The 13,927-nt window shown below is 70.5% G+C and carries 8 protein-coding genes; all 8 read left to right on the forward strand.

What is annotated here, in order from left to right:
• Nucleotides 1–254 precede the first annotated feature (254 nt).
• Nucleotides 255–1,061: a translesion DNA synthesis-associated protein ImuA gene (gene imuA, locus DFR41_RS27175; protein WP_114805024.1), complete on the forward strand. Its 807-nt coding sequence runs from the start codon at nt 255–257 to the stop codon at nt 1,059–1,061.
• On the forward strand, nt 1,030–2,529 hold the full coding sequence (locus DFR41_RS27180) for a Y-family DNA polymerase (protein WP_244917895.1): 1,500 nt from the start codon (nt 1,030–1,032) through the stop codon (nt 2,527–2,529). The genes imuA and DFR41_RS27180 overlap by 32 nt, the downstream gene beginning before the upstream one ends.
• A complete protein-coding gene (locus tag DFR41_RS27185) occupies nt 2,522–5,878 on the forward strand; it encodes an error-prone DNA polymerase (protein WP_114805025.1) in 3,357 nt (1,118 codons plus the stop codon). Before DFR41_RS27180 ends, DFR41_RS27185 begins: the two co-directional genes overlap by 8 nt.
• A gap of 653 nt (nt 5,879–6,531) precedes the next feature.
• The gene (locus DFR41_RS27190) at nt 6,532–6,861 is read left to right on the forward strand and encodes a hypothetical protein (RefSeq protein WP_114805026.1); all 330 of its coding nucleotides are present in this window, start codon (nt 6,532–6,534) and stop codon (nt 6,859–6,861) included.
• A 16-nt stretch (nt 6,862–6,877) separates the two neighbouring features.
• Nucleotides 6,878–9,067 carry a type I secretion system permease/ATPase gene (locus DFR41_RS27195; RefSeq protein WP_114805027.1) on the forward strand — a complete coding sequence of 730 codons (2,190 nt, stop codon included), beginning with the start codon at nt 6,878–6,880 and terminating at the stop codon, nt 9,065–9,067.
• 16 nt (nt 9,068–9,083) lie between these two features.
• Nucleotides 9,084–10,517 carry an HlyD family type I secretion periplasmic adaptor subunit gene (locus DFR41_RS27200; protein WP_017757226.1) on the forward strand — a complete coding sequence of 478 codons (1,434 nt, stop codon included), beginning with the start codon at nt 9,084–9,086 and terminating at the stop codon, nt 10,515–10,517.
• Nucleotides 10,518–10,559: 42 nt separating this feature from the next.
• Nucleotides 10,560–11,198, forward strand: a complete 639-nt coding sequence (locus tag DFR41_RS27205) for a helix-turn-helix transcriptional regulator (protein ID WP_017757225.1) — start codon at nt 10,560–10,562, stop codon at nt 11,196–11,198.
• A gap of 327 nt (nt 11,199–11,525) precedes the next feature.
• Nucleotides 11,526–13,927: retention module-containing protein (locus DFR41_RS27210; protein WP_114805028.1), on the forward strand; the 2,402-nt coding region annotated here is incomplete at its 3' end.

Consider the following 13,927-nt stretch of genomic DNA (forward strand, 5'->3'; position numbering starts at 1 on the left):
TCAGCCTGCAAAACAGGCCGAATATAAGACTGCAGCCCTGCCTCCTGATTCGTCACACACACGAGTTCTTGCAATCCGGGAGGCGCCCATATAAGAGCGGACTGGTTAGTGCATAGGCGGTCTGGCTGTCATGTCTCATAGGTTGTTCACCTGACAGGGTCTGTCTGGTGCGCCACGGCCGTTTCCACCAATCCTGACAAAGCGTTAAAGTATGGATATCCATACAGTATTTGTTGGCCGCTCCTCCTTTCGCCATGCGCAGCTCCACCGTCCTCGTCGACCTCTCCGACGCCCCCGAAGGGGTGTGGCGCGGCGACGAGCTGGGTGAGGCCGGCGCAGCGACCTGCCCGAGCGGGCATCCGGGCCTGGATGCCGAGTTGCCCGGCGGCGGCTGGCCGCTCGGGGCGATGACCGAGCTGCTGCAGCCCGATGCCGAGGCGCCTCTGTGGCCTGTGCTGTTGCCGTCACTGGCGCGGGCCGTGGCCGAGCGCGGCCAGCCGGTGGCGCTGATCGGTCCGCCGCACGAGCCTTTCGGCCCCGCGCTGGCGGCCGGTGGCCTGCCTCTGGAGGCCCTGCTGTGGGTGCGGGCCGACGCCGCCCCCGCCCGGCTGTGGGCCTGTGAGCAGGCGCTGCGCTGCGCCGAGGTGGCCGCCGTGCTGGCCTGGCTGCCACAGGCGCGGCTGGGCGAGCTGCGCCGGCTGCAGCTGGCCGCTGCCCGGCATGGCGCGCTGCTCTTCGTCTGCCGGCCCGATGCGGTCGCGCCGTCGGCCTCGCCCGCACGCCTGCGCCTGCGGCTGCAGCCCCGGCCCGACGGGCAGCTCGACGTGCACCTGCTCAAGCGCCGTGGGCCGCCGCTGGCCCACCCCCTGCCGATGCCGGGCCGCGGGACGCGCCTTGGTGGCCTGCTCGATGCCACGCGGCCGGGCCGACCCGTCGCGCCCGCGTCGACCCGCACCCTGCCCATGGGCGAGGGCGGGGCCACCGTGGTGCGCCTGGATCTGCGCCGCGCCCTGCGCCAGGACCCTGCCCATGCACTGGCTCGCGCTTCAGTGGCTGCCTGAGCCCGCCGCCTCAGGCGAGGCGGCGCCGGACGCCGCCCCGCCGCAGCCGGACGTGGCCTGTCCCACGCCCGAATCGCTCGGCTGGTGGGCCCTGCAGTTCACGCCCCATGTCGCCTGGCTGGACGAGGCACTGATGCTGGAGGTGTCGGCCTGCGAGCGGCTGTGGGGCGGCCGGCGCGCCCTGATGCGGCAGATCGGCGCCAGCGTGCCGCCGGGCCTGAAGGTGCGGCAGGTCACCGGTGCCACCAGCCTGGAGGCGCTGGCCCGGATGCGGCTGTACATCGCCCGGCAGCCCCAGCCGACCCGGCTGCCCGACGACCTGCCGCTCGAAACCCTGGGTGCCGCCGCCCCCCACCTGCAGGTGCTCGCCCGCCTGGGCTGCCGCACCTGGGGCGACGTCGCGGCCCTGCCGCGCGGACCGCTGGTGCGGCGTTTCGGCGCTGCGCTGCGCGAGGCGCTGGACCTGGCCTGGGGCCTGCGCCCCGACGGTCTGCCCTGGCTGCAGGTGCCCGACAGCTTCGAGCAGCGGCTCGAACTTCCCATGCTGGCGCAGTCCGCGACCGAACTGCTGTGGGCGGCCCAGCGCCTGCTGGGCGCGCTGCGGCTGTGGTTGCAGGCACGCCAACGCGGCGCGCTGGCCATCGAGCTGTCCTGGACGCTCGACCTCAAGCGGCTCGATGGCGCCGAGCTGCCCCGCTCGCAGCAACTGCAGGTGCGCACGGCCGAGCCCACGCAGGACATGGCCCACCTGCGGCGGCTGCTGGCGGAGCGGCTGGCGCTCACCCAGTTGATCGCGCCCACCGGCTGGCTGCGGCTGCGCTCGCTGGAGACGGCCGACTGGCAGGGCCGCACCCGCAGCCTGTTGCCGCCTTCGCTGCCCGGCGCTCATGCCGGCGCCTGGGCGGAGGAGGGGCGCGAGGGCGAGCCCCTGCACCAGCTGCTCGAAAAGCTCAGCGCCCGGCTGGGCGCGCCGCAGGTGCTGGCGGCGCAGCCCGTGCAGGACCATCGGCCCGAAGGCCGCCAGCGTTGGCGGCCGGCGGCGGGTCCGAAGGCCGCCGTTCCGGACAAGACCAGACCAGGCACAGGCCGCCCGGGGCAGCACACCAACGCCCGGCATCCGGCCTCGAACCTGGGCGGCGCCAGGCCTGCTGGCGAACAGGTCTTGGGCGAGCCGGGTTCCGTCCTGCCCGACATCGGCACCGGCCTGCTGCCCGCCTGGCTGCTGCGCGAGCCGCGCCTGCTGCCCGTGCAGAACGGCGAGCCCTGCCATGGCGGCGCCCCGCTGCGGCGCCTGGCCGGTCCGCAGCGGCTGGAGACGGCCTGGTGGGAATCCGGCCGGCCCGCCGCCCGCGACTACTACATCGCCCAGGACGCGGCCGGCGCGCTGTTCTGGATCTACCGCGAGCGGGCGACGCTCGCCGGCACCGAGGCGCCCGTGCGCTGGTACCTGCAGGGCATCTATGCCTGAACTCTCGCTCAAGGACGAGGAGGCCCGGCGCCAGCAACGGCTGGCTGCGCGTGCCCAGGGGCCGGGCGTGCCGCCCGCCGCGGGGCAGGCGCTGCCGGCCTATGCCGAGCTGCATGCCTTGAGCAACTTCAGCTTCCAGCGCGGCGCCTCCCATCCGTGGGAACTGGCGGTGCGCGCCTGGCAACTGGGCTACGCGGCGATCGCCATCACCGACGAATGCTCGGTGGCCGGCGTGGTGCGTGCCGTCAGCGGCCTGCGCATGTGGCGCGAGGAGCGCGAGGAGGACAGCCTGCCGCTGCCGCCGCATCCCGAGCCGAAGCTGATCTTCGGCAGCGAATTCGACTTCGGCCGTTTTCGCCTCGTCGCGCTGGCCCATGACCTCGAAGGCTGGGGCCACCTGTGCCAGTACATCAGCGCCGCCCGCATGCGCGAGGACATCGACAAGGGCGACTACCGCGCCGAACTGGCCGATGCCGCGGCGCTGGTGCATTGCGAAATCCTCTGCGTGCCGCAGCGCCGCAGCGGCGAGCCCATCGACGAGGCGGCGCTGCAGGCCGACCTGGCCACGGTGTCGGCGCTGTTCCCGCCGCGCCCGGACGGCGAGCCCGGGCCGCTGTGGCTGGCGGTGGAGCTGTTCCACGAGGCCGACGACGCCCTGTGGCTGCAGGTGCTGCGCCGCGCCGGCGAGGCTGCGGGCCTGCCGCTGGTGGCCGCGGGCGACGTGCACATGCACCTGCGTTCGCGCAAGCCGCTGCAGGACGTGCTCACGGCCGTGCGCGAGGGCCGGCCCGTGGCCGACTGCGGCTTTGCGCTGCAGCCCAATGCCGAGCGCCACCTGCGGGCGCGCACGCGGCTGGCGCGGCTGTACCCGGCCGAGTTGCTGGCGCGCACGCTCGTGATCGCGGACCGCTGCAGCTTCCAGCTCAAGGAGCTCAAGGAACAGTACGTCTACCCGCAGGAGGTCATCGGCTCGGGCGAGACCCCTGCGCAGACGCTGATCCGCAAGACCTGGGAGGGCGCGCAGACGCGCTATCCCGAGGGCGTGCCTGCCAAGGTCAGCGCGCAGATCGAGAAGGAGCTCGACCTCATCCTCGAACTGAAGTACGAGATGTTCTTCCTCACCGTCGAGGACATCGTCGCCTTCGCGCGGCGTGAGGGCATCCTCTGCCAGGGCCGCGGCTCTTCCGCCAACTCGGCCGTCTGCTACTGCCTGGGCATCACCGCCGTGAATCCCGACGACGGCAACCTGCTGTTCGAGCGTTTCATCAGCCGCGAGCGGGCCGAGCCGCCCGACATCGACGTCGACTTCGAGCACGACCGGCGCGAGGAGGTCATCCAGTACATCTACGAGACCTACGGCCGCGAGCGCGCCGCCATCGCCGCCGTGGTCATCAGCTACCGCTCGCGCAGTTCGCTGCGCGACGCCGGCAAGGCGCTGGGCATCGACGAAGGCTTGGTCGATGCCTTCGCCAAGGACCACTACTGGTTCGACGACCCCATGCTCGACGAGCGGCTGGAGGCCGCCATGTCCCGGGCTGGCGTGCGCGAGGACCCGTTCCGCCTGCGGCTGTGGATCGGCCTGGCCAACGAGCTGCGCGGCTTTCCGCGGCATCTCAGCCAGCACGTCGGCGGCTTCGTGCTCACGCAGGGGCCGCTCACCCGGCTGGTGCCGGTCGAGAAGGCCAGCATGGAGGCGCGCTCCATCATCCAGTGGGACAAGGACGACCTCGACGAGATCGGCATGTTCAAGGTCGACGTGCTGGCCCTGGGCATGCTCAGCTGCATCCGCCGCGCGCTGGACATGGTCAACGGCTGGCGCGGCACGGCGCACCAGATGCACCAGCTGCCCACCGACGATGCGCGGGTCTACGACATGATCGGCCGTGCCGACACCGTGGGCGTGTTCCAGATCGAGAGCCGGGCGCAGATGTCCATGCTGCCGCGCCTGCGCCCGCGCAACTACTACGACCTGGTGATCGAGGTGGCCATCGTGCGGCCCGGGCCGATCCAGGGCGGCATGGTGCATCCCTACCTGAAGAACCGCGCGAAGGTGGAGCGGGGCGAGAAGATCGAATTGCGCTACCCGCAGCTGGAGCCGGCGCTCCAGCGCACGCTGGGCGTGCCCATCTTCCAGGAGCAGGTGATGCAGATCGCCATGATTGCTGCCGGCTTCAGCCCCGGCGAGGCCGACCGCCTGCGCCGCGCCATGGCCGCCTGGCGGCGCACGGGGCACATGGAGCGCTTCTACAGGCCGCTGGTCGAAGGCATGGCCAAGCGCGGCTATGACCGCGGCTTCGCCGAAGCCATCTTCAGCCAGATCCAAGGCTTCGGCGAATACGGCTTTCCGGAAAGCCATGCCGCCAGCTTCGCCAAGCTGGTCACCGTCAGCAGCTGGCTCAAGTGCTACGAGCCGGCCTGCTTCCTGGCGGCCATCCTCAATGCGCAGCCCATGGGCTTCTACACGCCCTCGCAGCTGATCCAGGACGCGGTGCGCCATGGCGTGCAGGTGCGGCCGGTGGACGTGACCTGCAGCGGCGCCTTCTGCACCCTGGAGCCCACCGACGAAGCCGGTCCGCCCCCCGCGCCGGCCTGGGCTGAATCCGCGGCCCAGGCGCTGCCGGGCCAGCCGGCCGTGCGACTGGGCCTGCGCCACATCAAGGGTCTGAGCCCGGCGGCGATGACGCGCCTGGTCGAGGCCCGGGCGCGCTCGCCCTTCACCGGCACGGGCGACCTGGCCCGCCGCGCCGGCCTGGGCCCGGCCGAGATGGCGCTGCTGGCCGGCGCCGACGCCCTGCAGGCCCTGGCCGGCCACCGCCGCCAGCAGGTGTGGGAGGCCACGGCCTCGCACCGCGCCGCGGCCCTGCTGCGCGATGCGCCGATCCACGAGGCGCCGCTCGCCTTGCCGGCGGCAGAGGAGGGCGAGGAGATCGTCGGCGACTACGCCAGCCTGGGTTTCAGCCTGCGGCGCCATCCTCTGGCGCTATTGCGGCCCCGGCTGGCGGGCTGGCGCCTGTCGAGCGCCGAGGAGTTGCGCGCCATGCCCAGCGGCATGCCGGTGCGCGCCTGCGGCATCGTCACCGTGCGCCAGCGGCCGGGCACGGCCAAGGGCACCGTCTTCGTCACGCTGGAGGACGAGACGGGCGCGGTCAACGTGGTGGTCTGGGCCCGCGTGGCCGAGCAATGGCGCGAGCCGCTGCTCAAGTCGCAGTTGCTGGCCGTGCGCGGCACCTGGCAGCGCGACCAGGACACGGGCGGCAAGGTCTGCCACCTGGTCGCCGAGGGCCTGCGCGACCTCACGCCGCTGCTGGGGCGGCTGGCGCGCGAGAACCGAAGCCGCGATTTCCATTGAGGGTGCGTGGCTGAGCTGGGGGAGAAGTCCGCCGTAGCTCCTGCGTCGACCGGCGGTGGGGTCCTTGGGTCGATGGGCGGCGAGGGCCTGGTGCACTGGCGACGCATCTCGGCGCACTGGCGGTGGGGCCTCCACGCAGTGGGGATAGGGCGCCGGTGCACTGGGGGTGGGGCGCCGGTGCACTGGCGGTAGGGCGCCGGTGCATTGGCGATAGGGTGAGTAACCCGGCAGAGGACGCCGGCATGCGCGCTCCCGGTGCACGCTCGCGCTGACCGGCTTGCCTCACCAGACGGGTGCCCGCTCTCCACCGACGCGCCTTGCGCACTGCACGGCGCCGCGAATGGCACCTCCGCACGCACACCGGCACCCTCTGCCGGCTTAGCGTCGCGGCACTCGCACCGGAGGTTGATTTGACTCGTCCGCTCGGACAGCCGCCCTGCCTTGCACATCCCGAAAAGTGAATAAAACATAACCAGTCCGGTGGAATCCCGCGTTCGGCGGTCGCCGGAAAGGCGGCGCCGCGTGTGACTTCCCCAGCAAAAAGTACCTGATAGGGGTTTAAGTCAGGAATTTCACATCTTTTTACTATAGTTAATTCAGCTAACATGAACCTCGATTTCAGTCGAAAGGCTTAGCCCTTTCCGTTACATCTCATGCCTTTCGTCCAACGCAACTTCCAGGGAGAGATCGTGGCGATGTTCGCCACGGCGCAGCCGCAGGCCAGCGAATGGCTGGATGCCCAGGCCGCCGAAGTACGGGCCTTCGTGGGCGAAGCGGCACCTGGGGCGACGGCGGCCTTCGGCAACCTGGACAGCGATTTCATCCGGGTGCTGGAGGACGTCATCGACGCACTGATCGACAAGAACCTGCTGCGCCTGACCGACCTGCCGCTGGAGGCCCAGCGCAAGCTGCTCGCCCGCAAGGACCTGCGCCAGCACCTGCGTGGCCGCCTGGACCTGGTGCCTGGCGACGACGTCATCTGACCCATTTTTCCGACGAATGTCTTCCACGCCCGACACCAGCGTGCCCTCCGCACGCACGGCTGCGCCTTCCCACGTTCCGGACGAACGGCTGCTGCACGAAGACCCGCTGCTCGACTGCCTGATCGCCATCACGCAGATGCATGGCCAGCCCTGGAGCGCCGAGGCGCTCACCGCCGGGCTGCCGCTGGTGGACAGCCGCCTGACCCCCTCGCTGCTGCTGCGCGCCGCCGGCCGGGCACATCTGGCCGCGCGGCTGGTGCGCCGGTCCCTGGAAGGCCTGGGCACGTCGCATCTGCCGGCCATCCTGTTGCTGGCCAATGGCCATGCCTGCGTGCTGCAGGAGCGGCTAGAGGACGGCCGCCTGCGCATCCGCCGGCCCGAGTTCGGCGAATCGTCCGAGGTGATCGACGCCGAGGCGCTGGCCGCCGAATACCTCGGCGTGGCCGTGCTGCTGCGCCCGCGTTTCCGCTTCGAGGCCCGTGCGCCGCAGGTGAGCGCGCTGCGCGGGCGCCACTGGTTCTGGGGCGTGGTGCTGCAGAACTGGCGCCTGTACCGCGATGCGCTGCTGGCGGCCCTGGCCGTCAACCTGTTCGCGCTTGCGGTGCCGCTCTATTCGATGAACGTGTACGACCGCGTGGTGCCCAACCGCGCCACCGACACGCTGTGGGTGCTGGCCATCGGCGTGCTGCTGGTGCTGGTTTTCGACTTCGTGCTGCGCACCGTGCGGGCCTACATCGTCGACACGGCCAGCAAGCGCATCGACGTGCAGCTGTCGTCGCAGATCATGGAGCGGGTGATGGGCCTGCGCATGGACGCGCGGCCGGCCTCGGCGGGTTCCTTCGCATCCAACCTGCGCAGCTTCGAGTCGGTGCGCGACTTCATCGCCTCGGCCACGCTCACCACGCTGGTGGACCTGCCCTTCATCTTCCTGTTCCTGGGGGCGATGGTGTGGATCTCGCCCTGGGTGGTGGTGCCGCCGGTGGTGGGCATCCTGCTGGTGGTCGTCGCTTCGCTGCTGGTGCAGCACAAGATGCACGACCTGACCGAGACCACCTACCGCGCCTCGGCCCAGCGCAATGCGGTGCTGGTCGAGAGCCTGGTGAGCCTGGAGACGGTCAAGACCCTCGGCGCCGAAGGCACGGTGCAGCGGCAGTGGGAGCGCTCCACGCGCTTCCTCGCGCAGGTGGGCTCGCGGCTCAAGCTGCTGTCCTCGGCCAACGTCAACTTCACCCAGTTCGTGATGCAGCTGACCACCATCTGCGTGGTCATCGTCGGCGTCTACCAGCTGGAGGATGCGCACATCACCATGGGCGGCATCATCGCGGCCTCGATGCTGTCGGGTCGCGCGCTGGCGCCGCTGGGGCAGGTGGCGGCGCTGCTGACGCAGTACCACCAGGCGCGCACCTCGCTCACCTCGGTGGAGCAGACCATGACCATGCCGGTGGAGCGCCCCGAGGACGCGCCTTTCGTGCATCGCCCGCAGTTCCAGGGCGCCATCGAATTCAAGGACGTGCACTTCGCCTATCCCGGCCGTGAGCAGGGCGTGCTGCGTGGCGTGAGCCTGCGCATCGCGCCGGGCGAGAAGGTGGGCATCATCGGCCGCATCGGCTCGGGCAAGACCACGCTCGAGAAGATGGTGCTGGGCCTGTGGCGGCCTTCGCGCGGCCAGGTGCTGATCGACGGCATCGACTCGCGCCAGCTCGACCCGGCCGAACTGCGCCGCGCCATCGGCTTCGTGCCGCAGGACATCAGCCTGTTCTACGGCTCGCTGCGCCACAACATCACCCTGGGTGCGCCCTTCGCCGACGACAGCGCGGTGCTGGCGGCCGCCGACCTGTCGGGCGTGGCCGAGTTCGCCGACGCCCATCCGCAGGGCTACGACATGCTGGTGGGCGAGCGCGGCGAATCGCTGTCGGGCGGCCAGCGCCAGGCGGTGGCCATCGCCCGCGCCGTTCTGGCCGATCCACCCATGCTGCTGCTGGACGAGCCCTCGTCCAGCATGGACCACCAGAGCGAGGAGCGGCTCAAGAGCCGCCTGGCGCACTTTGCGCGCAACAAGACGCTGCTGCTCATCACCCATCGCACCTCGCTGCTGGACTTGGTGGACCGGCTGATCGTGATGGACAACGGCCAGGTGGTGGCCGACGGCCCCAAGGCACAGGTCATCCAGGCGCTGCAGCAGGGCCGCGTGGGCCGTGCGGGCTGAGGGGGAGGGCAGGCACATGCTGCAGATCAAGACCGTTCCCCAGAAGAACACCTTCTTCGCCCGCCTGTCCCGCCGCTGGTCGCGCTTCGCGGCCCGCGTGGGCCGCCTCTTCGACCGCTGGATGGACGGCGCCGAGCGCGCCGAGCTGCACGACGAGAAGGACTTCGGCGCCGATGCCGAATGGGCCATCTCCGAACAGCGCGCCCGCGGCGCCCGGCTGGCCGTGTGGATCACGCTCGCCGCCTTCGTGGTGCTGCTGGTGTGGGCCGCCTTTGCCAAGTTGAACGAGGTGACGCGCGGCGAGGGCAAGGTGATCCCTTCGCGCCAGGTGCAGCAGATCCAGAGCCTCGACGGCGGCATCGTCTCCGAGATCCTGGTGCGCGAAGGCCAGAAGGTGGACGTCGGCCAGGTGCTGCTGCGCATCGACCCGACGCGCTTCAACTCCTCGCTGGCCGAGAACAAGGCCCAGGTCTACACGCTGCAGGCGCGCGCTGCGCGGCTGGAGGCGCTGGCCTCGGGCAAGCCCTTCAACGTGCCGGAAGAGGTGCGCAAGGCCATCCCCGACGTGGTGGAGCAGGAACGTGTGGCCTACGAGTCCCGCCGCGCCGAACTCGACGCCTCGGTCGGCGTGGCCCGCCAGCAGCTGGCCCAGCGCCGGCAGGAACTGGCGGAGGTGGCCTCCAAGCAGGCCCAGGCCTCGCAGAGCTACCAGCTCACGGCCAAGGAGCTGGAGGTGACGCGTCCGCTGATCCGCACCGGCGCCGTGTCCGAAGTCGAACTGCTGCGCCTGGAGCGCGACGTGGCCCGCTTCCGCGGCGAGCGCGACATGGCCTCGGCCCAGATCCCGCGCATCCAGGCCGCCATCGGCGAGGCCCAGCGCAAGATCGAGGAAGTGGACCTGACCCTGCGCAACCAGGCCCGCAGCGAGCTGTCGGAGGTGACCACCAAGCTGGGCGCCCTGCAGGCCGGCAGCGTCGGCCTGGCCGACCGCGTCAAGCAGGCCGAGATCCGCTCGCCGGTGCGCGGCATCGTCAAGCAGCTCATGGCCAACACCGTCGGCGGCGTGGTGCAGCCGGGCAAGCAGATCCTCGAAGTGGTGCCCAGCGACGACACGCTGCTGCTGGAGACCAAGGTCGCGCCGCGCGACATCGCCTTCCTGGTGCCCGGGCAGCCGGCCATCGTCAAGTTCACCGCCTACGACTTCGCCACCTACGGCTCGCTGGAAGGCAAGCTGGAGACCATCGGCGCCGACACCGTCACCGACGAGAAGGGCAACGCCTTCTACCTGGTGCGGGTGCGCACCACCAAGAGCGAGATCGGCGAGCAGCAACTGCCCATCCTGCCCGGCATGGTGGCCGAGGTGGACATCCTGACCGGCAAGAAGACGGTGCTGTCGTACCTGCTCAAGCCGGTGCTGCGGGCGAAGGAGCGCGCGCTCACGGAGCGCTGATCCCGGCCTGCGTTTCTCCGCCTTCCATGATCCTGCCTGTCGATGACGCCTGAACCCCTGCTGATCCTGACCCATGACGACATGCTCGCCGAGCGCTGGGCGCCGCTGGGCAGCGAGTGGCCGGTGGTGCGGGGCGCGGATCTCTCGGCTTTGGCGGACTGGCGGACCCAGGGTCGGCGTCTGGTGCTGATGGACGGGCAGATGCCGGGGCTGCCCGGCTGGCAGGACGCGGGCTGGCCAGGCCGGCTGTCCGGCATCGATGTTCTGGTGGGCTTGGGCGCACCCGATGATCGCCAGGGTGCCGCAGTGCTCCAGGCCGGTGCCGGCGGCTTCTGCCATCTCTATGCGCCGCTGCCCACCGTTCGGCAGGCGCTGCAGGTGGTGGCCTCGGGCGAGTTGTGGGTGGGGCGCGATCTGCTCACCCGCCTGCTTCGGCTGCTGGATGAGCGGCCGCCGGCCCCGGCAGCCAGGGCGGTGCCTGCTGCCGCCTGGGCCCAGGACCTGACGATGCGCGAACGCGAGGTGGCTGAACTCGCCTCGCTGGGCGAGGCCAACGACGCCATCGCCGAGCGCCTGGGCATCACGGCACGCACGGTCAAGGCCCACCTGTCGACGGCCTTCGACAAGCTGGGCGTGGCCGACCGGCTGCAGCTGGCGCTGCGCGTGCACGGGATCCGGTAGCGCCTGCTCCCCCTGCGAGAGCCGGCCCCGCCCGCGCCCACGAGCAGCGCGGGGCGGCATTCGGGTGCGCCGCCGCGCTCGGGGCTCGAACGGCTAGGCAGGCCGAAATGCCCTGGGGAAGGGCCGGCACGATTCACCGGCTGTGGAGGGCGCGGGGAGGGCGTCGCCGCCGGATTCGCGCCGGATGCGGCCGGTTTCCAGCGATCACACGCAAAACCGTGAACTAGTTCCGCATCCAGGCGTGCCGGCATTGTCCTCAAGGCCAATGTGCGATGAGGAAACGTTACTTAACATTTTTCGTAACGTTTTTTCACCTATATCCACGCCATGGCCACCACAACGACCGCTGCCGCCGCCACCGGGACCATCACCGCCCTGATCGGCAAGGCCTTCATCCGGCTGCCCTCGGGCCAGCTGCGCGCCCTGCAGGTGGGCGATCTCGTCCGCGAAGGGCAGCAGCTCGTCATCGAAGACGGTGCCCTCGTCGAAATGCGCACCCCGGGCGGTGAGCTCGTGGTGGCCGGGCCGCGCGAGGTGTCGACCAATGCCGAGATGCTGGGCGTCGCGCCCACGCCGGAGCGCTCCGAAGGGGCGGTCAACAAGGGCACCGCCGCGGTGGACCAGGTGATCCAGGCGCTCAACCGGGGCGAAGACCCGTTCCAGGATCTGGATCCGACCGCCGCCGGCCTGACGGGTGGCGAAGCCAGCGAAGGCCATTCCTTCGTGGTGCTGGACCGCATCGTCGAAACCACGCCCTCGCTGAGCCTGGCTCAGGCCAATGCCTCTGCACTGCCCACTGCGGCGCTGCCGCCGAGCCCGAGCCTGCTGCTGGCCGATGCCGCCAACAATCCGCCGACGGCCGAGAACGCCAGCGTGACCACGCCCGAAGACACGCCGATCGCGGGCCGGGTCAACGCGACCGACATCGACGGCAACCTGCTGACTTACGCCGCCGCCGGCAATCCGCAACACGGCGTGGTCGTGGTCAATGCAGACGGCACGTACGTCTACACCCCGGCCAAGGACTACAACGGCCCGGACAGCTTCACCGTGACCGTGAGCGACGGCCAGGGCGGCACCACCACCGCCACTGTCAACGTGACGGTCACGCCGGTCAACGACGCGCCCGTGCCCGCCAACCCGGAGAACCCGCCTGCCGGCCAGAACTTCGACCCGGCCACCGGCAACTACCGCATCACGACGCCCGAGGACACGCCCGTGTCCGGCAAGGTCGCGGCCACCGACGTGGACGGCGACCCGCTGACCTTCACCAAGGGCAGCGACCCGACGCACGGCACGGTGGTGGTCAATGCCGACGGCAGCTACACGTACACGCCGAGCAAGGACTACAACGGCAGCGACCAGTTCACCGTGGTGGTGAGTGATGGCAACGGCGGCACGGCTACGTCCACGGTGTTCGTGGGTATCACGCCGGTGAACGATCCGCCGGTGGTGGTCGATCCGCCGAACCCGCCCGCTGGCCAGAACTTCGACCCTGCGACCGGCAACTACCGCATCACTACGTCCGAGGACACACCGGTGTCGGGCAAGGTGGCAGCGACGGACGTCGACGGTGATCCGCTGACCTTCACCAAGGGCTCTGATCCGACGCACGGCACGGTGGTGGTCAATGCCGACGGCAGCTACACCTACACGCCTGCCAAGGACTACAACGGCAGCGACCAGTTCACCGTGGTGGTGAGCGACGGCAACGGCGGCACGGCCACCTCGACGGTGTTCGTGGGCATCACGCCGGTGAACGATCCGCCGGTGATCGTCGACCCGCCCAGCCCGCCGAACGGCCAGACCTTCGACCCGACGACAGGCGACTACCGCATCACCACGCCGGAAGACACGCCCGTGTCCGGCAAGGTGGCCGCGAACGATGTGGACGGCGATCCGCTGACCTTCACCAAGGGCTCTGATCCGACGCACGGCACGGTGGTGGTCAACACCGACGGCACGTACACGTACACGCCTGCCAAGGACTACAACGGCAGCGACCAGTTCACCGTGGTGGTGAGCGACGGCAACGGCGGCACGGCCACCTCGACGGTGTTCGTGGGCATCACGCCGGTGAACGATCCGCCGGTGATCGTCGACCCGCCCAGCCCGCCGAACGGCCAGACCTTCGACCCGACGACGGGCGACTACCGCATCACCACGCCGGAAGACACGCCCGTGTCCGGCAAGGTGGCCGCGAGCGACGTGGACGGTGACCCACTGACCTTCACCAAGGGCAGCGATCCGACGCACGGCACGGTGGTGGTCAATGCCGACGGCAGCTACACGTACACGCCTGCCAAGGACTACAACGGCAGCGATCAGTTCACGGTGGTGGTGAGCGATGGCAACGGCGGCACGGCCACCTCGACGGTGTTCGTGGGCATCACGCCGGTGGACGACGCCAGTGTGCTGGCACCGGACGTGAAGACGACGACGGAAGACAGCCCGGCGCTGGGCAATGTGCTGACCAACGACCGCGACGTGGACAACGTGCTGAGCGTGGCCTCGTTCCAGGTGGCAGGGCAGGCGGCGGTGTTGGCCGGCGGCACGGCCACCATCGCCAACGTGGGCACGATCAGCATCGCGGCCAACGGCGACTATGTGTTCACGCCGGCGGACAACTGGAACGGCCAGGTGCCGACGGTGACGTACACGACGAACACGGGCTCGTCGAGCACGCTGGACATCACGGTGACGCCGCTGGACGACACGCCGGCGCTGAG

The organism is Pseudacidovorax intermedius (genome assembly GCF_003350475.1).
Lineage (GTDB): Bacteria > Pseudomonadota > Gammaproteobacteria > Burkholderiales > Burkholderiaceae_C > Xenophilus > Xenophilus intermedius.